The following is a 24,433-nucleotide window of genomic DNA, read 5'->3' as shown; positions in this document are numbered from 1 at the left end:
GGGAAAGGCAAGGCTGCGTCTCGACCTGCGGCGGGGGACGGCCTAACAGACGGAGAATGACCGGCTCCTATCGCTTCGCCATCGATCGCGGCGGCACCTTTACCGATGTCGTGGCGCAATTGCCCGATGGCCGCGTGGTGACGGCAAAGCTGCTTTCCAGCAATCCCGAACACTATCCCGACGCCGCCAGCGAGGCGGTGCGGCGGATACTGGCCGAACATGGCGCAGCGCCGATTGCCGAGCTGCGCATCGGAACCACGATTGCCACCAATGCGCTGCTCGAACGAGAGGGCGCGGACGTCGCGCTGGCCATCACCCAAGGCCACCGCGATGCGCTGCGGATCGGCAACCAGGCGCGGCCCGATATTTTCGCGCGGCATATCGTGAAGCCCGAGCGGCTGGAACGCCATGTCATTGAAATCACAGAGCGGATGGGCGCGGATGGCGAGGTGCTGCTGCCGCTCGACGAGGACGCGGCGCGGCGTGATCTGGCGGCTTTGCGCGAGGCGGGCGTCGATGCGCTCGCCATCGTGCTGCTGCATGGCTGGACGTATACGGCGCATGAGGCGCGGCTTGCCGAAATCGCCCGCGATCTGGGCTTTGCGCAAGTCAGCGTCAGCCACGAAGTCTCCCCGCTGATCCGGCTTGTGCCGCGCGGGGACACGACAATTGCCGACGGATACCTATCTCCGGTGATCGAGACATATATCGAAACGCTGCGTGTCCGGTTGCCCGAACACGGCGCGCTGCGCTTTATGCAGTCGAATGGCGGGCTGACCGATGCACGGGCCTTTCGCGGCAAGGATGCTGTGCTCTCCGGCCCGGCGGGTGGCGTGGTCGGCATGGCGACAACCGCGCAGCGGCTCGGCTACGAAAAGCTCATCGGTTTCGACATGGGCGGGACGAGCACCGATGTGTGCCTTTTCGCGGGAGACTATGCGCGCACCGGCGATAGCGTGGTGGCAGGCGTGCGCATCGCCGCGCCGATGATGCAGGTGCATACGGTGGCGGCGGGCGGCGGCTCGATCTGCCGGTTTGACGGGCAGCGGCTGCGCGTCGGCCCGCACAGCGCGGGCGCCGATCCCGGCCCTGCCTGCTACCGCAAGGGCGGGCCGCTGACGGTGACCGATTGCAATCTGGTGCTGGGGCGGATTGACCCCGCACAATTCCCCGCCGTGTTCGGCCCGCATGGCGACGCGCCGCTCGATCCCGCCGCAGCCCGCGCGCGGCTGGACGAAGTGCGCGCTGCCCTGCCGCACGCCATGAGCGCGGAGGAACTCGCCGAAGGTTTCCTCACCCTCGCCGTCGATGAAATGGCCAATGCCATCCGCAAGATCAGCACCGCGCGCGGGCATGATGTAACGACCTATGCGCTCGCCTGCTTCGGCGGGGCGGGCGGGCAATTTGCCTGCCGCGTGGCAGACGAGCTGGGGATGGAGACCGTGCTGATCCACCCCTTCGCCGGAATGCTCAGCGCCTATGGCATCGGCCTAGCTCCGGTGACTGCGATGCGCGAGGCGGGTGTGGTGCGCCCACTCTCCAACGACTTTATGGAGGCGCTGACGAAGCTGCGCGCGGACGCGAAGGCCGAGCTGCTGGCGCAGGGCATTGCGGCGGAGACCATCACCCTCACCAACCGGCTGCGGCTGCGGTTCGAGGGGAGCGATACGACGCTCGATCTGCTGTTGCGCGAGACGGTGGAGGAGGATTTCCGCGCCGCGCATCGCAAACGCTTCGGCTGGTCGGATGATACCGCGCCTGTTGTGCTCGAAGCGATCAGCGTGGAGGCGCAGGGGACAAGCGGCGGGCTGGGCGATGCCGCCATCACGCAGCCCGCGCCCATTCCCGCAGGCGAAACGCGACACGGCCCCGCCATCCTGCCCGCCGCCGGCTCCACCACCGTGCTGGAGGACGGCTGGCAAGCGGTGTGCGAGACCGAGGGCTCGCTCGTCCTCACCCGCACTGTGCCGCGACAGCGCGCTCCGGCAGCGGGCACACAGGTCGATCCCGTCCGCCTCGCCATTTTCAACAATCTGTTCATGGCGATTGCCGAGGAAATGGGCGTGGTGCTGGAAGCGACCGCCAGTTCGGTCAATATCAAGGAGCGCCTGGATTTCTCCTGCGCACTCTTCGATGCGGCGGGCAATCTGATCGCCAATGCGCCGCATATTCCCGTGCATCTGGGCAGCATGGGAGCGAGCATCCAGCGGGTGATCGCCAACCGCTCGGCGAGCGGGCGCGGCATAAGGCGCGGCGATGCCTATATCGTCAACGATCCCTATCACGGCGGAACGCATCTGCCCGATGTCACCGTCATCGCGCCGGTATTCTGGGACGATGTGGCCAAGCAGCCGCACGCCTTCGTTGCCGCACGCGGCCACCATGCCGATATTGGCGGGATTGCGCCGGGCTCCATGCCGCCCGACAGCCGCAGCATTGATGATGAAGGCATCAGGCTGGACGATGTGCTGCTGGTGGATAAAGGGCGCTTCCTTGAGCAGGAGGTGCGCGCCATCCTCGCCAGCGGCACGCATCCTGCGCGCAATCCCTCACGCAATATCGCCGATCTGAAAGCCCAGCTCGCCGCCTGCGCGCGGGGGAATGACCTGCTCGCCGCTGCGGCGCAGGAGCATTCGGGCGCGGTGGTTACCGCCTATATGGGCCACGTGCTCTACAATGGCGAAGCCGCCGTGCGCGCATTGCTGGCGCATTTGCCCGAAGGTGCTTTCACCTACGAAATGGACAATGGCGCGCAAGTGGCAGTGCGCATCGCCATCGACCGCGAGGCGCGCAGCGCAGTGTTCGATTTCACCGGCACCAGCGCGCAATTGCCCGACAATTTCAACGCGCCCGAAGCAATCACCCGCGCCGCCGTGCTCTATGCGCTGCGCTGCCTGATCGACGATGATGTGCCGTTGAACGATGGCTGCCTGCGCCCTGTCACCTTGCGCATTCCCGAAGGCAGTATGCTCAGCCCCAACCCGCCTGCCGCGATCGTTGCGGGCAATGTCGAGACGAGCCAGGTCGTCACCGATGCCGTTTTCACCGCCTGCGGTGCGCTCGCGCCGTCGCAAGGCACGATGAACAATTTGACGTTCGGCAACGAAAGCCACCAGTATTACGAGACGATCTGCGGCGGGTCGGGCGCGGGGCCGGGCCACTCTGGCACCGACGCAGTGCAAACGCATATGACCAATTCGCGCCTCACCGACCCCGAAGTGCTCGAAACCCGCCTGCCGGTGCGGGTGCTTGGCTTTGCCGTGCGCGAAGGCTCCGGCGGCACGGGCGCGCAGCCGGGGGGCAACGGGGTCGAGCGGCGCATCGCGTTCCTGCAAACCATGCGCGTGCAAATGCTCGCCAACCGCCGCCGCGTGCCGCCGCACGGGCTGGCCGGTGGAGGCGACGCACAGCGGGGAGAGACCTTTGTGGAGCATATAGACGGGCGCGTGACGCAGCTGGGCGCAACCGGCGCGGCCGATGTCGAACCCGGCGATGTCATCACCATCCGCACTCCGGGCGGTGGCGGCTATGGAGACGCGGCATGAGCATTGATCCAGGGCTGGCAGGGCGTTTTGCGCGCACCGCTTTGTCCCATGTGGCGCAGGAATATCCCAACAAGCTCGACCATGTGATGGCGGGCGCACAGGATTTGCTTTCGCCCGCCACCCTGCACCCCGCCTTCCCCGGCAGTTTCGATTGGCACAGCTGCGTCCACAGCTGGTGGACTTTGCTCACCATCCGCCGTCTCTATCCCGATCTCCCCGAAGCGCCGCAGATCACCGCACTGGCGGACAGCACCTTTACGGCGGAAAAGCTGGGCGCGGAACTCACCTATGCGCAGCGCCCGCAATCGCGCGCGTTCGAGCGGCCTTATGGCTGGGCGTGGTATGCGATGCTGCACCGCGAAGCCGCGCGCGCACCGGAAAAGCCGTGGGCGCAGCAGATGGAGCCGCTGGCGCGCCATTTCGCCGCGGGCTGGCGCGATTATCTGGGCGTGCTCGCCTATCCCATCCGCACCGGCACCCATTTCAACACCGCCTTCGCGATGCGGCTGACGCTCGATTGGGCGGAGACCTTCGACCCCGGCCTCGCGCGGCTGATGGGCGACAAGGCGATGGAATGGTTCGGTGACCACGCCGATGTCCGCCCGCTGGAGCCCTCGGGCGATGATTTCCTCTCTGGCACGCTCACCGTTGCGCAAGTCATGCGCAAGGTGGGGCGCGTGCCATTTGACGATTGGCTGGAGCAATATCTGCCGACCTTGCGCGAAGGCCGCCCCGCCTGCCTCTTCGATCCGGTCGTCCCGCGCGACCGCAGCGATGGCAAGATGGCGCATCTCGACGGCTTCAACCTCTCGCGCGCGTGGAGCTGGATCGAAATCGGCAATGCGGCGCGGCTGGGCAGCGGCCATGCGGCGCCCGAACTGGCGCTCTACAATGCGAGCATCGAGCAGGTGGACAAGGACTACATGTCCTCGCACTGGCTGGCGAGCTTTGCGCTGCTGGTGATTCTCGCTTACGAGGAACGCGACGCCAGCAGCTCAAATTGATCTGCATCAATGACGGCGTGTAGCCGCGAGCGCATTTGGGGCGAACAGACTGACAGGCGAGTCGCCATTCCGGCACCGCCGCCCAACCGGAAGGACTTTCGCATGAAAAAGAATATGGGCTCGCTCGACAAGACCATCCGCCTGATCGCCGCCGTGGTGCTGGTGGCGCTGGGGCTGACCGGCACGCTGACCGGGACGGCGGCGATTGTCGGCTATGGGGTGGCAGCGGTGTTCGCGCTCACCAGCTTTGTCTCCTTCTGCCCGGCCTATCTGCCCTTCGGCATCAGCACCTGCAAGGCGCGCTAAGCGGCGCCTAGCCGTCGCAGCGTTTGCGCGGGTATTCGTCCACAGCATCGGGTGCTGCGGCATCGACCCTGTGCAAGGTGCCGTCATCCATCAGCGTGAACTGCAACTGGTCGCGCCAAGATTCGCCTTCACCGGACATGGCCAGATCGACTCGCAGCGTGTCGCCGTCAGCCTGTGCTGATCGCACTTGGCCCACGCTTTCGTAGAAGACCAAGCTGTCCTGCGAGATTTCCAGCCGCATATCCGAAGCCGGATCGCAGGTGCCTTCGATATAGTCCCACACGCCGATAAACTGCGCGGGGATAGCACCTTCGGCTGCTGCGGGCGTTGCCACCACATCCTCCGGAACCGCAGCGGCGAGTTGTTCATCGGCGCTCTCGGCGAGAGCGGGCGGGTTGTCACTGGTCGGCGCGGGCTCCTGCGCCTCTCCCCCGCACGCGGCGATAAGCGCGATAGCGGGCAAAAGGGCGGCGATGCGAAGCGTCTTCATGTCAGTCATTTCCCCCTGTTTGGCCCAGCACGCGGGCGTTGAACGCGGCGCGCGCGACGGCTGTATCATTGCGCGCATACCAGCGCGGCGCTGGCAAGCCAGCCTGCCACGCGACTTGCTCGGTCAGCGTGCCTTGCGCACTCGGCGTGTCATAGCTGGCGGCATAGGCACCGAACGGATCGGCAAAGGCTTCGTCCGCCGTGATGATCGTCCAGCCATCCGCTTCGAGCGCGTCGATCAGATCGGCGAGAAACAGCACGGTCACATCCGCCTCGTGCAGCAACATAACGTGCGCGGGCGAGCGGCCAATCGTCCGCACGGCCAGATCATCGAAAAAGTCCGCTGCCTCGACATGGCTTTCGACGAACAATTCGCCGAGTGCTTCCATGTCGACCGCGTGCCCGTCCCGCACCGCTTCGCTCGCCGCCTGATCGTAGAACCAGTCGCTTGCATCGGCGGTGACATAGCCATTGACGAGCCCGCGCTCGGCGAGGCCTGCGCGCACGCCATCGCGCTTGGCATGATCGCGGCGGCCTTCATTCAAATACGGGTAGCGGAACCACGGGCGGTGGTTTTCGAGCTGCTCCAGCCACGCTTCCGCGCGGCCAATCTCGGCGAGGTAATCCTCGACGGTAAGGTCGCTCAGCGAGGCATGGCTGGCGGTGTGATTGGCCATCACATGGCCATCGGCCTGATACGCCATAATATGCGCGACACCATTTTCGCGCTCGTGCAGATTGCCCGGATTGACGAAAAACGCCGCCTGTTCGACGCCCGCCTCGCGCAACGTGGTACGGAGCATTTCGACGCGCTCGTCGGTAGTGAGAAAAGCACCCTGATGGCGCGGGATATCGTCGAAGGTCAGCGCAATGCGGCGTTCGGGCGGCGGCGCCTGTGCGGTAGCACACCCGGCGAGCATGATGGCGGCAAGAAGGGTGGCGAAAAGGCGGATCATCGCTGCCCGCACCTCACAGCGGCGGCATCTCAGGTTCCACGCACCGCTCAAGGATCAGCGCGATGGGCGCTTCAAGCGCGCCGAAATGCAGCACATCATCCGCAACAAGGCGCAAAGCGATGCCTTCATCGGCGTCGGGATCATTCAGATCGGGCACGCGCGCCAGCACGATCAGATCGCGGCCCTGCGCCTCACGCGGATAGAGCGGTGCCGCGCCCTCGCGGCTGGCCTCCTCTGCCGTGATGACCAGCGGCACCGCGCAGTCGCCCCGATGCCCCCATTCGCCGTGGAATGCCTCGGGGATTGCACCGAGCGGGGTCGCCTCTTGCGCCATGGCTGCGCTCGCAAAGCAGGTGGAGGCGAGCGCCGTTGCCAGGCACGCCCCCGATTTCCAAAGCGCAGAGATCATCGCCATGTCCTCCCCATTCGCCAGATCGCTAGAACCGCCTGGCTTGCCACCCGCTTAACCCATCGTCGGGATGAGGAAGGCGTTCGAGCCGTCGCCGCCGCCATCGGGCCAGCGCTGGGTGATCTTTTTCGTCTTGGTCCAGAAGCGCAGGCCTTCCATGCCGTATTGGTCGATATCGCCGAAGCCCGAGCGCTTCCAGCCGCCAAAGCTGTGATAAGCGACCGGCACCGGGATCGGCACGTTGATGCCGACCATGCCGACATTCACGCGGTGGGCAAATTCGCGCGCGGCGTGGCCGTTGCGGGTGAAGATGGCCACGCCATTGCCGTATTGGTGTTCGCTCGGCAGACGCAGCGCCTCCTCGAAATCCTTCGCGCGCACCATTTGCAGCACGGGGCCGAAAATCTCTTCCTTGTAGCTTTCCATGTCGGGCGTGACATGGTCGATCAGCGTCGGGCCGACGAAGAAGCCGTTTTCGTGGCCCTGCAGCGTGAAGCCGCGACCGTCGATCACGATCTCCCCGCCCTCGGCTTCCGCCGTGCTGATCCAGCCTTCGACGCGGGCCTTGTGTTCGGGCGTGACGACGGGGCCGTAATGCGCCTCGGGATCGTTGGAGACACCCACGCGCAGCGCGTTGATCGCGGGGATCAGCTTGGCGCGCAGCGCATTCGCGGTGTCCTCGCCCACCGGCACCACCACCGGCAGCGCCATGCAGCGTTCGCCCGCCGAACCGAAAGCCGCGCCCGCCAGATCGTTCACCACCTGGTCGAGATCGGCGTCGGGCATCACGATGCCGTGGTTCTTCGCCCCGCCAAAGGCCTGCACGCGCTTGTTGTTCGCGGTGCCGCGGCTGTAGATATAATGCGCGATGTCGGAGGAACCGACAAAGCTGATCGCCGCAATCGCTGGATGATCGAGGATCGCGTCGACCATTTCCTTGTCGCCATGGACGACTTGCAAGAGGCCTTCGGGCGCGCCTGCTTCCACGAACAATTCGGCCAGCCGCACGGGGACGGAGGGATCACGCTCCGACGGTTTGAGGATAAAGGCATTGCCCGCCGCAATCGCCATGCCGAACATCCACATCGGGATCATCGCGGGGAAGTTGAACGGGGTAATCCCCGCGCCAATGCCGAGCGGCTGGCGCATCGAATAGACATCGATACCCGGCCCCGCGCCATTGGTGTATTCACCCTTAAGCGCCTGCGGGATGCCACAAGCAAATTCGATCACTTCGAGCCCGCGCTGGATATCGCCATGCGCATCGTCGACGACTTTGCCGTGTTCGCTGGCGAGCAGTTCGGCGAGCGCCTGCTTGTTGGCTTCCACCAGCCGCTTGAATTCGAACATCACCCGCGCGCGCTTTTGCGGATTGGTCGCCGCCCATTCGGGCTGCACCCGCTTCGCATTGGCAATCGCCGCTTCGAGCACCGACGCATCGCCCAGCGCGACTTCGGCCTGCACTTCGCCGGTGGAGGGGTTCCAGATGGAATGCTTGCGCACCCCCGCGCCGCTGCCTGCATAGCCCTGGATGAAATGATCGATCTGTCGCATGGCCTCTACCCGTTTTTTGTGTGTGTTGTTGCCGTGCCCTAGGCGGGCAAGGCGGCGCAATGCAAGCGGCGCTTACCGGCCCTTCCAGTTCGCCGGGCGCTTTTCGACGAAGGCCTTCATGCCTTCCATCTTGTCTTCGGTGGCGGTTAGGATTTGGAACAGGCGGCGCTCATGCGTCAGGCCCTGGGACAGCGTCGCCTCATAGGCGGCATTGACCATTTCCTTGTTCACCATCGCCGCCATCAGCGGCATCGCGGCGATCGTCTCCGCCGCCTTCATCGCCTCTGCCATCAGCTGCTCGTGCGGCACGACACGGGCCACGAGGCCTGCGCGTTCGGCTTCGGTCGCATCCATCATCCGGCCCGTCAGGCACAGATCCATCGCCTTTGCCTTGCCCACCGCGCGGGTCAGGCGCTGGCTGCCACCCATGCCGGGCGCGACGCCCAGCTTGATTTCCGGCTGGCCGAATTTGGCGTTTTCGGATGCGATAATGAAATCCGCCATCATCGCCAGCTCGCACCCGCCGCCCAGCGCAAAGCCGTTGACCGCCGCGATCCACGGCTTGCGGGTATTCGCGGTCATCGTGTTCCAGCCGGAGAAGAAATCCTCCAGATAGAAATCGGCGGCAGGCTTGTCGGCCATTTCCTTGATATCGGCGCCTGCGGCAAAGGCCTTGTCGCCCGAACCCGTCACCACCGCGCAATGCTGGCTGTCATCGGCTTCAAAGCCGGTGAAGGCGCACATCAGTTCGGCGAGAACTGTGCTCGACAGCGCGTTCAGGGCCTCGGGCCGGTTGAGCGTAATCAGCGTAACCGCGCCCTGCGTTTCGACGGTGATGGTTTCGTAAGCCATAGGGAATCTCTCTCACGCAAATATTCGTTGTAAAGCGCCAAACCATGTTGCGCGGACGGGCGCAAGTATCCGCGCAGGAAACCATCGCCAAGGCGGGATAAAGCCGTTATCGCGGGCACCAAAGGGAGAGAATATCCGATGGCCGACGACCTACTCTACAGTTTCGAAAACGACATCGCGACGATCACGCTGAACGCGCCGGACAAGCTCAATTCGCTCTCGCCATCGATGCTCACCGGCCTGCCACCCGCCTTCGCCCGCGCGCAGGAAGACGGCGCGCGCTGCATCATCTTTACCGGTTCGGGCCGCGCCTTTTGCACCGGCGCGCGGCTGGGGCCGGACGGAATTATCGGCGATGATCTGGGTGCGGTGCTGCAGGAATATTACGAGCCGGTCGCGCGCGCCATGGCCGATTGCGATGTGCCTATCGTTACCGCGATGAACGGCGTGGCGGCGGGCGCGGGGCTGGGCTTTGCGCTGATGGGCGATATCGTGATCGCGGCGCGCTCGGCAGAGCTGATTTGCGCCTTCGCACGGATCGGCCTGGTACCCGATGCGGGGACGACCTGGCTGCTGGCGAAATCGATCGGCCGCGCCAAGGCCTTGGAAATGATGCTGCTCGCCGAAGCCATGCCCGCGGAAGAAGCGGCACGGCTGGGCCTGATCGCGCGCGTGGTGGATGACGGGGCATTCGAAGCCGAAGTCGCCAAGGTCACAGGCAAGCTCGCCAAAATGCCGACGCGGGCGCTGGGGATGATCCGCAAGCAAGCGACCGCAGCGCTCGACAGCGGCTTCGAAGGGGCGCTGGCGGCGGAGGCAGCGAACCAGACTGTGGCGGGCCGCACGCACGACTTTATGGAGGGCGTGATGGCCTTCATCCACAAGCGGATGCCGGACTTCAAGGGGAAGTAGGCATCACACCCCTCCCGTGAGGGAGGGGCAGCGAGACTTGCCGAACCGCAGGTGAGGCTTAGTCGCAGCGGGGTGGGATTGCTGGGTTCGATTATCGGGCGTGGCAACCCCCATCCCCCAACCCCTTCCCCCAAGGGAAGGGGAGTTTTGGTTGCTCCCCCTACTGCCTACTGCCTACTCCCTACTCCCCACTGCCCCATCCTACTCCAGCTCCAAAATCACCGCATCCACCACCAGCGTTTCACCCTCGGAAGCGTTGATGCTGGCCACCGTCCCCGCCTTCTCGGCGCGCAGGATGTTCTCCATCTTCATCGCTTCCACCGTGGCGAGCGGCTGGCCGGGCTGGACGTCCTCGCTCGCGCCCACATGCAGCTTCACCAGCAGGCCGGGCATCGGGCAGAGCAGCAGCTTGGAAGTGTCGGGCGGCAGTTTTTCGATCATGTGTCCCGCGTGCTCGGCCAGCCGCGCCTCCAACACGCGCAGATCATGGCTCGCGCCGTGGGTCGTCATACGATAGCCGGTGCGGGTGCGGGCGATGCGGATGCCGTAGCTGGCGACGGGATCGGCGTCCGCATCGGTGCTGGCGAACACCTCCACATCAACCATCCGGTCACCCGGCGTATAGGTGAATTCCAGCACGACCGGCGCGCCATCGACCAGCAGGCCGTGTTCGCCAAGCGACACCGTATGATCGGTATCCCCCAGCCGCACCGTCCAGTCGCCGGGGGGCGGCAGCGGGCTATCGAGCTGATCGGAAATCTGCCGCGCGCGGTCGGCATCGGCGGTGGCGATCACCCCGGCTACCGCCGCCAGCACGCGCTTGGTCTCATCCATCGTCGCCGCGCCGGTGAACCCGTCGGGATATTCCTCGGCGATAAAGCCGGTGGTGAGTTCCCCGCTGCGGAAGCGCGGATGCTGCATCAGCGCGCTAAGGAAATCGACATTGTGGCCGAGCCCGTCGAGCTCGATCCGGTCGAGCGCGGCGATCTGCAAATCCGCCGCTTCGTCGCGCGTGGGTGCCCATGTCACCAGCTTGGCAATCATCGGATCGTAGAAGATCGAAACCTCGCCGCCTTCGGCCACGCCGCTGTCGATGCGGATGTAGCCTTGCGCCCCCTCCCCTTGCGGGAGGGGGTTGGGGGAGGGGTTCGCCGCGTCAGCGGCGACTGGCGTCGCCGACCCCTCTCCCTCCGCGCCTGACGGCGCTCCTCCCTCTCCCGCAAGGGGAGAGGGAACGGGCGGGCCAAACTCGCTCGCTTCCGGAAACCGCAGCCGCACCAGCCGCCCGGTGCTCGGGAGGAAGCCGCGATAGGGGTCTTCGGCATAGACGCGGTTCTCGATTGCCCAGCCGTTGATGCCGATATCCGCCTGCGTCATCGCCAGCTTCTCGCCCGCCGCCACGCGGATCATCTGTTCGACCAGATCAATGCCGGTAATGGCCTCGGTAACGGGATGCTCCACCTGCAGGCGGGTGTTCATTTCGAGGAAGTAGAAGCTCTCCCCCGTCGGGTCTGCGCCGCTAACGATCAGTTCCACCGTGCCCGCCGAATGGTATCCCACAGCCTTGGACAACGCGACCGCCTGCTCGCCCATTTTGCGGCGCATTTCGGGAGTGACAAAGGGGCTGGGCGCTTCCTCCACCACCTTCTGGTGGCGGCGCTGGATGCTGCATTCGCGCTCGTTCAGATAGAGCACATTGCCGTGCTGGTCGCCGAGCACCTGAATCTCGATATGGCGCGGATCGAGGATGAACTTCTCGATGAAAACACGGTCATCGCCAAAGCTGTTGAGCCCCTCGCGCTTGGTCGCTTCGAACCCGTCTTTCACATCCTGATCGTTCCACGCGAGCCGCATCCCCTTGCCGCCGCCGCCAGCGCTGGCCTTCATCATCACCGGATAGCCGATTTCGTTGGAAACGGTCAGCGCCTCCTCGGTCGTATCGATCGCATCGGGGGAGCCGGGAACGGTGTTGACGCCGGCCGCCTTGGCGAGCTTTTTGCTCTCGATCTTGTCCCCCATCGCCGCAATCGCGCTGGCGGGCGGGCCGATAAAGGCGATGCCTTCTGCCGCGAGCGCCTCGACAAAGCTGGCGCGTTCGGACAGGAAGCCATAGCCCGGATGCACCGCCTCCGCGCCGGTCTGCTTGCACGCGGCGATGATCTTGTCGGCCACCAGATAGCTTTCGCTGGCAGGCGAGGGGCCGATATGCACCGCCTCGTCCGCCATCGCGACGAACGGCGCGCGCGCATCGGCATCGGAATAGACCGCGACCGTGGCAATGCCCATGCGCCGCGCGGTCTTGATAACCCGGCACGCGATTTCGCCGCGATTGGCTATGAGGATCTTTTTGAACATTCAGCGAGGCCCACTAATCATTGATTGAAATTCGTCGAGTTCGGCAATTCTTTGGTTGCTCAGTCGTTCTTGGCATTTTGCAAGCAGCGCCCGACTTCCAGTGCCACCCCGGGCAATGCGTCGCTCCAGTTCGCACTGATGCTCAAAGAAAGCGGCCCAATCAGCTTGTGAGTTTGCGAGTTCGTCGTTCAACCAATGTCGAGTGGCTTCTGTTTGCGAACCCCAGCTCTCTAACTCGTCCGTTTCTTGTGCTGCCTGTCGTGCACGCTCAAACGCAATATCAACCTCCGAGCGCGCTTCGGCACCTCGGGCCAGCCAGCAATTGGAGTATTCGAGATTGGACTGTTGATCTCTGCAAGGATCGGCGCCTTGGCTTTCAATTGGCTCTTCCGGCCTGACCTCTGAAGAGGGCACCAGCGACGTCGTTTGCGAAGCTGTCTCCGGTTGACAGCCTGCCAGAACCATAGATGCGGCAGCGAAGCAGGCTGTTATCCTCACCTCTGCCCCTCGCACAGCCGTTTGAAATAGCGCCTGAGCCAAAAAGCGGAAGCAAACAGAACAAGTGATACGCCCGGAAACAAAAGCAATTGCCGGAAGGCGGATGGTGGCTCACAGGCAGGAGAGGCAAAAGCAGGACAGCTTCCGAAGCTCCAAGCCAAGAAACCAAGTGGAAGCATCAGTATAGCCAATACGAAAAGACCAGCCACGATAGCTTTGCGCCAGCCAGTCAACTCCGTCGGTTCGGAAAAACTCACTTCTCCCCCCCCCACAAGCGTTTGATCGCCCATGCCCAGACTAGCATCAGCCCCAGCGCTGTGAGCCATAGCACGTTCTCGTACCAGAGCGGGCCGTCGTAAACGATGTGGCCGTCGAGGCGCAAAGCCGCTCGCTCCGCCGCCATGCTCCCCGCCACACAGGATGTCGGGAGCAACACGAGTGTCAGCAGCACCGAGCGGATGGTGAGGGGTTTGTTCACTCCACCTCTTCCCCTGCTGGCGGCATATTGTGGCCGAGCAGGCGCAGCATATCGGCGGCGGCTTCCACCACATTGGTGCCGGGGCCGTAAATGCCCTGCACGCCTGCGGATTTGAGGAAATCATAGTCCTGCGGCGGGATCACGCCGCCTGCCACCACTTTGATATCCGCGCGGCCCGCATCGCGCAGATGGCGGATCAGTTCGGGGATCAGCGTTTTGTGCCCTGCCGCGAGCGAGCTCGCGCCCACCGCGTCCACCTGGTTGTCCAGCGCCATTTGTGCGGTTTCTTCGGGCGTCTGGAACAGCGGGCCCGACAGCACATCGAAGCCCATATCGGCAAAGGCGGAAGCGATTACATTCGCCCCGCGATCATGCCCGTCCTGCCCCATTTTGGCGACCAGCAGACGCGGGGTGCGGCCCAGCCGCCGCGCCACCGCCTCCACGCCCGCGACCACTTGCGCGTATCGCGCATCGCCTTCGTAAGCGGCAGCGTAAATGCCTTTTACGGGGGTGGGCACGGTGTCGTAACGGCCAAAGGCGGCTTCCATCGCGGAGGAAATCTCGCCCAAAGTCGCATCATGGCGCGCAGCTTCGACGGCCGCTGCCAGCAAATTGTTCTCTAAATCCGACTGGGCTGAGCTTGTCGAAGCCCTGCCCTTTTCTTCCGAAGACAAGGACAGCCCTTCGACAGGCTCAGGGCGAACGGGGTTTTGAGTGGCTACTTCCGTAAGCCGTTCCAGCGCCGCGCGGCACGCTGCCTCATCGCGCCCCTGCCGCACTGCTTCGAGCCGCGCGATCTGGCTCTGGCGCACCGCATGGTTGTCGATATCGAGCGTGTCGAGCGCGGCTTCCTCGGCAAGGCGGTATTTGTTCACGCCCACAATCACCGTCTCGCCCTTGTCGATCCGCGCCTGCTTTTCCGCCGCCGCGCTTTCAATCGCCGCCTTGGGCGCGCCGGATGCGACATAGGCGGTCATCCCGCCTGCCGCGTCGACTTCGGCAATCAGCGCCCGGGCCTTCTCGGTGATCTCGGCGGTCAGCGCCTCGATATAGTAGGAACCGCCCAGCGGATCAGCAACGTTGCACACGCCCGATTCCTCTTGCAGAATCAGCTGCGTGTTGCGGGCGATACGGGCGGAGAAGTCGGTGGGGAGCGCGATGGCCTCGTCCAGCGCATTGGTGTGCAGCGACTGCGTGCCGCCCAGCACTGCCGAGAGCGCCTCCAGCGTGGTGCGGATAACGTTGTTGTAGGGGTCTTGCTCCTGCAAGCTCACGCCGCTCGTCTGGCAATGGGTGCGCAGCATCTTCGACTTGGGGTCCTTCGCGCCCAATTCGGTCATCACCTCGTGCCACAAAGTGCGCGCGGCGCGCATCTTGGCGATTTCCATGAAGAAATTCATGCCGATGCCCCAGAAGAAGCTGAGGCGCGGCGCGAAGGCGTCGATATCGAGGCCGGTGGCCATGGCGCGCTTCGCATATTCCTTGCCGTCGGCAATGGTGAAGGCCAGCTCCTGCACCGCCGTCGCCCCCGCCTCGTGCATATGGTAGCCGCTGATCGAGATGCTGTTGAAACGCGGCATATGCGCGCTGGTGTAGGCGATAATGTCGCTGACGATCCGCATCGATGGCTCGGGCGGATAGATGTAGGTGTTGCGCACCATGAACTCTTTGAGGATGTCGTTCTGGATCGTGCCGCTGAGCTTGTCCGCGCTCACGCCAGAACGCTCCGCCGCGACGATATAGAACGCCATCACCGGAATGACCGCGCCGTTCATCGTCATGGAGACGGACATTTCATCGAGCGGGATAGAGTCGAACAGGATTTCCATATCGCGCACGGTATCGATGGCGACGCCCGCCTTGCCGACATCGCCAACAACGCGCGGGTGATCGCTGTCATAACCCCGGTGGGTAGCGAGATCGAACGCGACGCTCAGCCCCTTCTGGCCTGCCGCCAGATTCCGGCGGTAGAAGGCGTTCGATTCCTCGGCGGTGGAGAAGCCTGCATATTGCCGGATCGTCCACGGGCGGCCGGTATACATCGAGGCATAGGGGCCGCGCGTGAACGGCTCGAACCCCGGCATGGCAGGCTCCGCAGGCGCGTCCGCTGCCGTGTAGAGCGGCTGCACGGCGATGCCCTCGGGCGTGTGCCAGGTCAGGTCACGGCCTTTGACTTCCTTGGCAGCCTTTTCGTGCCAGTCTGATTTTGTCGGCTTTTCACTCATAAATAAATCCGATTGCCCTGAGCTTGTCGAAGGGCTGTCTTTCCTTTTTGGTCCCCGCGCCCGAAGAAAAAGCAGTCCTTCGACAAGCTCAGGACGAACGGGGAGATATAACTAGCGCATCAGTTCGACCAATGCGCGCCATCCTTGGGCGTTTCCATGATCTCGGTCAGCTGGCCCATCATGTCTTTGGGATGGACGAAGAAGATCGGCGTCCCGTGCGCGCCCAGCCGCGTGGGGCCGAGGATGCGCTTGCCCTGCTCCTCGAACCACGCGCGCGCTTCGGCAATATCTTCGACCTCGAAACAGACATGATGCTGCCCACCCGCCGGGTTCTTGGCCAGAAAGGACGCGATGGGGGAAGCATCGGAGAGCGGCTCGATCAGCTCGATCTGGGTGCCTTGGGTGCTATCGAGGCCCGGCGTGTCGATAAAGCACACTTTCACTCCCTGCGCCTCCAGATCGAACGGAGCGTGGATAGTCGTCGCGCCCATGACGTCGCGGTAGAACGCGATGGATTCCTCGATGGAGGGCGTGGCGATACCGATGTGGTTGAGGCGTCCGAGTTTCATCGCCCCCCCTCCCCTTCAGGGGAGGGGCCGGGGGTGGGGGCGAGCAACAGGCGCCGCGCCCGATTGAAGGCCCCCACCCCAACCCCTCCCCTGAAGGGGAGGGGCTTTCCGGTAGCGACCCCGATGTGGTTGAGACGGCCTAGTTTCATCTAAAAGCTCTTTCCTTGTTTCGCTTAAGAATTTCTGCAATTTTCGGTTCGATCTCACTCCGTACAACTCTATGCAAATCTTCGAGACATTCATAGAACTGTGATTTTATTTGATCCGACGAAGCAATTGAACTGGATAGTTTTTCAATTTGGTCAATTTTTGCCGACACGTCATTCCCCAGAACTGACCTGAAACCACGCACTCGTTCATAGTATGCAACATCCAATGCACTTCCTTCATTGATCATGCTCTGCAGATACTCAGCGCCTGCTCCAGAAGTTTTTTGCTCCATATACTTGCTTGCAAGATCAAATTTGCTCTGGCTATGCATCTCTGTAAATTTCCTGAGTTCCATCAGTGTATTAAAAATCCACGATTCCGATTCCATGCGTTTGGCATCTTCAGCGATCACTATTGCTTTTTGAGAATAGTAAAAAGAGCCCATCGCACTTAAAATTGACACTAAAAGTGCAAACATGGCGATCATATCAGCAGTTAACATTGGTTTTATCCCCAAGATCACAACGGCAAATTATCATGCTTCTTCCACGGGTTCTCCAGCACCTTCCCCCGCAGTTTCCGCAGCCCCAGCGCAATCCGCCGCCGGGTTGAGTGCGGGTGGATTACCTCGTCGATATAGCCGCGTGACGCCGCCACAAACGGGTTGGCGAAGCGCTCTTCATATTCGCGGGTTTTCTCGGCGATCTTCTCGGCATCGCCGCGTTCGGAGCGGAAAATGATCTCCACCGCGCCCTTCGCGCCCATCACCGCGATCTCCGCCGTCGGCCAGGCGTAGTTCAAATCTCCGCGCAAATGCTTGCTCGCCATCACGTCATAGGCACCGCCATAGGCTTTCCTCGTGATGATCGTGATTTTGGGCACGGTCGCCTCGGCATAGGCGAAGAGCAGTTTCGCGCCGTGCTTGATAATACCGTTATGCTCCTGCGCCGTGCCGGGGAGGAAGCCGGGGACGTCCACCAGCGTCACGATCGGAATGCTGAAGGCATCGCAGAAGCGCACGAAGCGCGCGGCTTTGCGGCTCGCATTGATGTCGAGCACGCCCGCCAGCACCATCGGCTGGTTGGCGACAAAGCCCACGGGTCGCCCCTCGATGCGCCCGAAGCCGGTGATGATGTTCGCGCCGTGCTTGGGCTGGATTTCGAAGAAGGTGCCCTCGTCCACCACTTTGCCGATCACCTCGTGCATATCATACGGCATATTGGCGTTGGCGGGGATCAGCGTGTCGAGACTGTCTTCCAGCCTGTCCCACGGGTCGCTGGTGGGCAGTTCGGGCAGTTCGGACTGGTTGGAGGCGGGGAGGAAGCCCATCAGCTCGCGCGCGGCGAGCAGCGCTTCGATATCGTTTTCGAGCGCGAGATCGGCGACGCTGGTCTTGGTGGTATGCACCACCGCGCCGCCGAGTTCTTCCTGCGTCACTTCCTCATTGGTGACGGTTTTCACCACTTCTGGGCCGGTGACGAACATGTAAGAGCTGTCCTTCACCATGAAGATGAAGTCGGTCATGGCGGGCGAATACACCGCGCCGCCCGCGCATGGCCCCATGATAAGGCTAAGCTGCGGCACTACGCCGCTCGCCAGCACATTGCGCTGGAACACTTCGGCATAGCCGCCAAGGCTGGCGACGCCCTCCTGAATCCGCGCGCCGCCGCTGTCATTCAGGCCGATCACCGGCGCACCGACTTTCAGTGCCATGTCCATCACCTTGCAGATCTTCTCCGCATGGCGCTTCGACAGGCTGCCACCGAACACAGTGAAATCCTGGCTGAACACGAACACCAATCGCCCGTTGATCGTGCCGCTGCCGGTGACGACGCCATCGCCGGGAATGCGCGTCGCTTCCATGCCGAAATCGATGCAGTCATGCTCGACATAGGTGTCGAGTTCCTCGAACGAGCCTTCGTCGAGCAGCACATCGAGCCGCTCGCGCGCGGTCAGCTTGCCTTTGGCGTGCTGCGCATCGATGCGCTTTTGCCCGCCGCCCATGCGGGCAGCTTCGCGGCGGCGTTCCATTTCGGCGATATTGGCGGACATTCGTGCAGCTCTCCTCTTCGTCAGAGGCCGTGGCACAGGATGCGGGTTCCGGTCAATTCACACAGCAAAAAGGGCAGCAAGCCTGTGCTTGCTCCCCTGCTTTTGCGCGCGGCTATCGCGGGTCAGGCGAAGTGGGTGCCGCCCAGCGGATCGAACAGATCGACCGGCACGATGGCCATGTCGGCATAGGGCGATGCGCTTTCCTCGAAACTGTCCGCGACCGCCGGCGGATAGGTGATCGCCGCTTCCACCACTGCTGCCACCGTGCCCAGCACACGCGCCACCAGCACACCGTCAGCCTCGATCAGCGTATCCGCGCCGTCCTGCACCACGGTAATCGTGCGGCCTTCCGCGCCTTCGATCAGGATAGTGTCATAGAAGGGGAACAGCAGCCCGAAATCGGTGATCGTGTCGGCATCCGCCGCCGTGCCATCGGCATGGAGCACGAATGTATCGATCCCGACCCCGCCGGTAAGGGTGTCCATCCCCGCACCGCCGTCGAGCCAGTCGGCACCATTGCCGCCATCGAGCAAATCGTTGCCCGCATCGCCGAACAGCCGGTCGGCATTGTTCTCGCCGAACAGGCGGTCATCACCCTCGCCGCCCGAAAGCACGTCATCCTGATTGCCGCCATAAATGACATCATTGCCTGTCCAGCCCAACAAGCGGTCCATTCCCTTGTCGCCGTAGATGATATCATTGCCATCGCCGCCATCGATCGAATCGGTCTCGCTGCCGCCCCGCAGGACGTCATTACCCGCCCCGCCAAAAATCAGATCCCGCCCTGGGCCGCCGTTAATGAAATCGTTCCCGCCTTCGCCCGCAATCCGGTCCTGGCTCAGGCCGCCATAGATAATGTCGTCCCCGTCATTGCCCACCAGCGTGTTGCGGAACTTGTCGCCCAGAATGGTCTGCGTGCCAACATTCAGGCGGACGAGCACCGGATCGTGGTCCGACGCGCGCGCGCCCGGCCCGGCGACGAAATTGGTGTGCACGATGTCGATGACCGCGCCGTCTGCCAAGCCGCTGGTCACGAGGATGTGGTCGAGCTGCTGCGCATTGCCTTCAAACAACAGGGTATACCGCTCTTCCACCGGGAGCAGATAAGTGAGGTTGGTCAGCACCACATCGCTGCCTGCGCTGGTCGCACCGCCGGCGAAATCGAGATCGCCTGTCAGCACTTCCATCGGGTCTTCAAAATGGAATTCGTTGAAGTCCCCGGCCACCAGCACATTGGCATTCGCATCGGCGGCCAGCAGCGCGTCGATATAGGCATTGACCGCCGCCGCCTGCGCGGCGCGGCTCAATTCGCCCGCATTGGCGGGAAGCTGGTTGGCGCTGAAGGTGGTGTCGGAACCGATTTTCGACGTCCAGTGGTTGCCGATCACGGTGATCGTTTCGCCGTTGAACGTGAATTCCGCGCCCAGCGGCGGACGCGAGCCGCTGAAGGCTGCATCGAGCGCGCCTGTGTCCGGATCGGTGATGGTGAAGGCGGTGGTCGAATCGAAATCCACCCGGTCATCGCGGTAGAGGAAGGCGACGCGGATATTGCCGCCCGGCTGCCCGCCGCTCTGGCCATCGGTGATGAAGGGATTGTCGAACCACGAATAGCGCACGCCGCTTTCGGCAAAGATCGCGTCCGACAGCGCCTCCAGCGTCAGCGCGGCCGACACCGTGCCATCATCTGCCGAGCCGCTATCATCCTGCACTTCCTGCAGCACGATGATATCGGGATTGCTGAGGTTCGAGGCGATATCGAAAGCAATCGCGGCGAACTGGCCATTGGCCACGTCTGCATCGCCATCGGCATCGTTCACGTCGAGATTGAGGACGTTATACGTCGCCACGGTCAGCTGGTTGGCCGCGCCCGCCAGCGCGGTGGTTTCGGCGGTGCCGGTGCCCGCAGCCACAACCGTTACCGCAGCGGTCGGCTGCACCTGGTAATTGCCGAAAGCATAGGCGACAACGCCGGTCACATCACCCAGCAGCGTGCCGGGCGTTACATCGGGCACGGTGAACAGCACGCCGTTCAACTCGCCCGCGACATCGATCTGGATGCGTTCCGGGTTGAAATCCGAACCCGCGCCTTGATCGAAAGTGCCGAGGCCGCCCGCGCCGCCATCGATGACGACAAAGCCGCCTGCCGAGACATTGCTAGCGTCCAGATTGCCCGCGCCGTCGCTGGCCACGGTCCACAGCTCGCCAAACCCATTGGTGCTGTCCACCGCCACCGGGTTCTCGATGGTGACGAGCATCCCTTCGAGGCTTTCCCAGAAGTCGATGCCGTCGCTCGCCGGATCGAACAGGCCGAACAGATCGTCGTCGATCGTCTCGGTCGGCGGGGTAATGCCGTTGGGGCCGATCACCACGGCTGCGGGCAAGGCATTGCCCGTGCTATTAACGGTGATCGTCGGGCTGGTCAGCTGCGTTGTGCTCAGGCCTGCGGTATCGCCGCCCGCCAGAAACTCGCTGACGGTGCCCTCAACAGTTACGCCGTCGCCCAAGGTGACAGTCGGCGCGGTGCTGGTGAAGACAAAGATCGCGTCCGAAGTCGCGGTGTTCCCGTCGCCTGCATCCTGCATATAAAAGCCGTTGCTGGCGATGGCGGTCACGATCCCATTGGTGGTCACCACATTGCCGACATATTGCGAGGTGTGGCCCGCACCCTGGATCTCGCCGATTGTCAGCACCAGCGCATCGTTGTTTTCGATCGTGCCGACTGCGGTGCCATCGCCGATAGTGGCGCCGCCGGTGGGATTGCTGAGCACGACGTCGAAGAATTCGTTGGGCTCGCCATCCGTGTCGCCGGAGACATTGACCGTGATGGTCTTGAACGTTTCGCCGTCAGCGAAGCTCACCGTGCCGCTGGTGGATCCGGAAAGGTCGCTGGCATCGGCATCGGTGAACCCGGTGCCGAATTGCACTGCGAAATCCGCTGTCACTGCGCCGGTGGTGCCGCCGACGCGGAACACGTTGAAGGTGATTGCCGAGGTGCCGCTGTCGCCTTCGATAACGCTCGCGTCATCGATGAACAGCGCGCCCGCCGGATTGGCCGGGAGGAAATCCTGCCCGGTATTCACCGCGCCGAAATTGTCATCGCGCGGGGTCGCCCAGGTGAAATCATCATAGATATTGCCGCTGCCGGTAAGCTGGAGCGAGAAGCCGAGCGGCGTCGCGCTATCTTCGACAACGCCGATATCCTCGCTGGTCAGCCCAGCCGCTGCGCCGGAGGTCGCGGTCAGCGTGCCTTCGTAGGACAGGAATTGCACCACATTGCCCGCCGGATCGACCAGCGCGAAGCCGTCGGGCGAACCGTTCTGGATGCCGCTGCGGGTGAAGCCGAGCGTGCCGAAGCCGTCATCCTGATCGGGGATCGTGCCGGTCAGATTGATCGTCGCATAGACCGCGCCGTCGCCGCCATTGTAGAAAAGCAGTGTCCAGCCGGTAAGATCGGTACCCGCAGGCCCGGCAATCTCCACCGCCTCGCCCGCATCGGCTCCGGCATTGTCGTAATGGATTTCGTTGATGAACACCGTCGCCGGGCCTTGCGGCGCGAAGTCGTCATTGGTGATCGTGCCCGTCGCGCTGCCTTCGGTCGCGCTGATGGTCGCCCCGCCGGTGGCGTTGGAGAGCGTGGCGGAGAAGGTCTCGTCCGGCTCGATATCGGTGTCGCCATTGATGGTGACGGTGAAGGTTTTGCTCGTCTCGCCGTCGGCAAAGCTCAACTGGCCCGAGGGCAGCAGAGCGCCGACATCGGCGGCGTTCGCCGTGCCATCCAGAGTGACTTCAAAATCGACGGTAACTGCGCCTGCCGATCCGGCGTTGCGCGTCACTGTAAAGGTGAGATCGGTGGTGCCGCTATCGCCTTCGACAACGCTTGCATCGGCGATGCTGAACATGCCTGGATCGGGTGTGTCGGTGACCGCAATCGCTTGATTGGCGCTGCCCGTCCGCGCGCCGCCCGATCCGGTGTTGCCATTATCATTCACGCTGACGCTGAAATTGACACTCGCGGGAGGAGCATCGCCATCAGCGGTGTAGGTGAGCGTGCTCGTCGCATCGCTGCCAAACAGCGCGTTCAACTGATCGAGCGTGCCTTCGACCACCACCGAGCCGGTGCCGTTGCCGCTGACAATGGTCACACCGCTGGTGCCGACGGAAATGTCGAGCACGCCGAAATCCACCGAGACCGTCGCGGTCAATACGCCCGAACCGGCATCAGGATCGGCGATTGTGACAGTGCCTTTTAAGTCGAGAGCGGTCTGCTCGGTTGCATTAAAGGCGCGCACCGGGGCGAACACATGTGCCTTGATTGCAGCGTTGCTGCCATCCTGCGTGGAATCATCTGTTTCCCAAGTGATTACGAAACCACCACCTTCAAGGCCTGCAGCGGTGGCATCAAATTGGGTTCCTGCTGCTTGGCTGTTGACAAGGAATTCGGCGCCAACCTTCGCGCCTGTGGCATCAAACACCTGCGCCTTTATCGCCGTACTATCGCCGTCCTGAGTAGTATCGGTGGTATACCAGCTGACGACAAAACCGCCATCTTCGAGCCCCGCAATATTCGCTAACAGTTGGCTCCCTGCCGATTCTGTATTGACCAGGAATTCGGCACCAACTTTTGCGCCGGCGGCGTCAAAAACCTGCGCCTTTATGGCATTGCCGCTTCCATCTTCCGCTGAATCGTTCGTCATCCAGCTGACCACGAACCCGCCGCCTACCAAGCCGGTGACTGTAGCGTCTGATTGCCCGAAACGCTCTTTGGTATTGACGAGAAATTCACCGCCGATTTTTCCGCCTGCGGAATCGAAAAGCTGCGCTTTAATGGCGGTGTCGCTGCTGTCGCCAAACTGGTCCAGCCAAGTGACTACGAAACCACCGCCGTCAAGGCTATCGACCTTAGAGCGGTTTTGGATGCCAACCACCCTCGTATTGACGAGGAACTCGCCGCCAATTTTTGTTCCGGTTGCATCGAAGACCTGTGCCTTTACCGCTGTTCCGCTGCCGTCTTGTGTGGAATCGAGGGTTGACCAGGTGATAACAAAACCACCATTTATGAGCCCTGTAATCGTAGGCTCCACTTGCGTATTCGCAACTTGCGAGTTGACTAGAAACTCCGCTCCGATCTTCGCACCTGCCGCATCGAACACTTGCGCCGCGATCGCAGAACCACTGCCATCCTGTGTGCCATCATTGGTTGACCAGCTAACAACGAAACCGCCGTTCGATAACCCGGTGATCGTGGGGGTACTCTGGTTGACTGTGGCTTGCGTGTTGACGAGGATCTCGGCGCCCACCTTCGCGCCCGTCGCATCAAAGACCTGCGCCTTGACCGCGAAACCGCTGCCATCCTGCGCAATGTCATCTGTTTGCCAGCTTACGACAAAACCGCCGCCCACAAGGCCCGTAACCTCTGCTGCACGCTGGGCGTCTGTAACCTCGGTGTTGACCAGAAACTCCCCGCCAACCGTCACGGCTCCAATCACCGGCGGTATGATCGTCACTACCGGCGCTTCATTCGGAACCCCTCCAGTGCTGAAAGACTGCCCCGTATTCGCCGACCCGCTCGTTGCCGCAGCAGGCGCGGACCAGGTGAAATCGCCATAGGTGGAGCCGGTGCCCGTCAACTGGAGCGACTGGCCGACCGGGGTCGTGCCGACTTCGGAAACGCCGATATCGGTGCTGGTGAGGCCCACAGCCGGGCCGTTGGTCGCCGTGAAGCTGCCTTCGTAGGAGAGGAACTGCACGACATTGCCCATCGCATCCACAAGTGCGATCCCGTCGGGCGCGCCGTTCTGCATGCCTACCGCCGCCAGCGCGATCAACTGCGCCGAACCGGTGATCGCGATGGTGGCGTAGGATTCGCCATTATTGCCGTTGTAGAGGACAATCGTCCAACCGGTGAGATCCTGTTCCTCGGTATTGGCGATTTCGATAAACTCGCCGACATCCGCGCCGTCATTATCGTAATGGATTTCATTGATGAAAACGGTCGATGTAGTGCCGGCTACCATAAAATTGTCCCCAAAAACTGGCCGGGCGGCAAATCTGCACGCCGGGCGAATCATGATCGGCCTGC

Annotated in this window: 17 protein-coding genes; 4 read left to right on the top strand and 13 right to left on the bottom strand. The window is 62.9% G+C overall.

Annotated elements, in window-relative coordinates:
• The first annotated feature begins 56 nt into the window (after positions 1-56).
• From GC121_RS06895 to GC121_RS06885, 3 genes are all read left to right on the top strand, one after another.
• Positions 57-3,545 (top strand): hydantoinase B/oxoprolinase family protein, encoded by a 3,489-nt coding sequence (locus GC121_RS06895; RefSeq protein WP_151973380.1) that lies wholly within the window; start codon positions 57-59, stop codon positions 3,543-3,545.
• A complete protein-coding gene (locus tag GC121_RS06890; RefSeq protein ID WP_151973379.1) occupies positions 3,542-4,549 on the top strand; it encodes a DUF2891 domain-containing protein in 1,008 nt (335 codons plus the stop codon). The genes GC121_RS06895 and GC121_RS06890 overlap by 4 nt, the downstream gene beginning before the upstream one ends.
• A 102-nt stretch (positions 4,550-4,651) precedes the next feature.
• Positions 4,652-4,855, top strand: coding sequence for a DUF2892 domain-containing protein (locus GC121_RS06885; RefSeq protein ID WP_151973378.1), 204 nt, complete (start codon positions 4,652-4,654; stop codon positions 4,853-4,855).
• Between the two features lie 7 nt (positions 4,856-4,862).
• Here the strand turns inward: GC121_RS06885 and GC121_RS06880 are convergent, their stop codons facing one another.
• The 5 genes from GC121_RS06880 to GC121_RS06860 form a co-directional block, all read right to left on the bottom strand.
• On the bottom strand, positions 4,863-5,354 hold the full coding sequence (locus GC121_RS06880; protein ID WP_234421141.1) for a hypothetical protein: 492 nt from the start codon (positions 5,352-5,354) through the stop codon (positions 4,863-4,865).
• Positions 5,347-6,300, bottom strand: a complete 954-nt coding sequence (locus tag GC121_RS06875; RefSeq protein ID WP_234421140.1) for a polysaccharide deacetylase family protein — start codon at positions 6,298-6,300, stop codon at positions 5,347-5,349. The genes GC121_RS06880 and GC121_RS06875 overlap by 8 nt, the downstream gene beginning before the upstream one ends.
• A 13-nt stretch (positions 6,301-6,313) precedes the next feature.
• Positions 6,314-6,709, bottom strand: coding sequence for a hypothetical protein (locus tag GC121_RS06870; RefSeq protein ID WP_151973376.1), 396 nt, complete (start codon positions 6,707-6,709; stop codon positions 6,314-6,316).
• A 54-nt stretch (positions 6,710-6,763) separates the two neighbouring features.
• Positions 6,764-8,263: a CoA-acylating methylmalonate-semialdehyde dehydrogenase gene (locus tag GC121_RS06865; protein WP_151973375.1), complete on the bottom strand. Its 1,500-nt coding sequence runs from the start codon at positions 8,261-8,263 to the stop codon at positions 6,764-6,766.
• Between the two features lie 72 nt (positions 8,264-8,335).
• A complete protein-coding gene (locus tag GC121_RS06860) occupies positions 8,336-9,115 on the bottom strand; it encodes an enoyl-CoA hydratase-related protein (RefSeq protein ID WP_151973374.1) in 780 nt (259 codons plus the stop codon).
• 138 nt (positions 9,116-9,253) lie between these two features.
• Here GC121_RS06860 and GC121_RS06855 point away from each other — a divergent pair, with 138 nt between their 5' ends.
• Positions 9,254-10,027 carry an enoyl-CoA hydratase-related protein gene (locus tag GC121_RS06855; RefSeq protein WP_151973373.1) on the top strand — a complete coding sequence of 258 codons (774 nt, stop codon included), beginning with the start codon at positions 9,254-9,256 and terminating at the stop codon, positions 10,025-10,027.
• A 201-nt stretch (positions 10,028-10,228) separates the two neighbouring features.
• Here GC121_RS06855 and GC121_RS06850 read toward each other — a convergent pair whose 3' ends face one another.
• The 8 genes from GC121_RS06850 to GC121_RS06805 all read right to left on the bottom strand — a co-directional run bounded on the left by GC121_RS06850 (position 10,229) and on the right by GC121_RS06805 (position 24,368).
• Entirely contained in the window at positions 10,229-12,382 is a 2,154-nt protein-coding gene (locus GC121_RS06850; protein ID WP_151973372.1) for an acetyl/propionyl/methylcrotonyl-CoA carboxylase subunit alpha, read from the bottom strand.
• Positions 12,383-12,847, bottom strand: coding sequence for a lysozyme inhibitor LprI family protein (locus GC121_RS06845; protein ID WP_151973371.1), 465 nt, complete (start codon positions 12,845-12,847; stop codon positions 12,383-12,385).
• A 286-nt stretch (positions 12,848-13,133) separates the two neighbouring features.
• Entirely contained in the window at positions 13,134-13,358 is a 225-nt protein-coding gene (locus GC121_RS06835; protein WP_151973369.1) for a hypothetical protein, read from the bottom strand.
• Positions 13,355-15,583, bottom strand: coding sequence for a methylmalonyl-CoA mutase (gene scpA / locus GC121_RS06830; protein ID WP_151973368.1), 2,229 nt, complete (start codon positions 15,581-15,583; stop codon positions 13,355-13,357). Before scpA ends, GC121_RS06835 begins: the two co-directional genes overlap by 4 nt.
• A gap of 119 nt (positions 15,584-15,702) precedes the next feature.
• Positions 15,703-16,152 (bottom strand): methylmalonyl-CoA epimerase, encoded by a 450-nt coding sequence (mce, locus tag GC121_RS06825; RefSeq protein ID WP_151973367.1) that lies wholly within the window; start codon positions 16,150-16,152, stop codon positions 15,703-15,705.
• Positions 16,153-16,297: 145 nt separating this feature from the next.
• Positions 16,298-16,804 (bottom strand): hypothetical protein, encoded by a 507-nt coding sequence (locus GC121_RS06815; protein ID WP_151973366.1) that lies wholly within the window; start codon positions 16,802-16,804, stop codon positions 16,298-16,300.
• A gap of 17 nt (positions 16,805-16,821) precedes the next feature.
• Positions 16,822-18,354 (bottom strand): acyl-CoA carboxylase subunit beta, encoded by a 1,533-nt coding sequence (locus GC121_RS06810; protein WP_151973365.1) that lies wholly within the window; start codon positions 18,352-18,354, stop codon positions 16,822-16,824.
• A 122-nt stretch (positions 18,355-18,476) separates the two neighbouring features.
• Positions 18,477-24,368, bottom strand: a complete 5,892-nt coding sequence (locus GC121_RS06805; protein ID WP_151973364.1) for a lamin tail domain-containing protein — start codon at positions 24,366-24,368, stop codon at positions 18,477-18,479.
• Positions 24,369-24,433 lie beyond the last annotated feature (65 nt).

The organism is Erythrobacter sp. EC-HK427 (assembly GCF_902498745.1).
Taxonomy (GTDB): domain Bacteria; phylum Pseudomonadota; class Alphaproteobacteria; order Sphingomonadales; family Sphingomonadaceae; genus Alteraurantiacibacter.
This window is presented reverse-complemented; position numbering and strand designations above follow the sequence as displayed.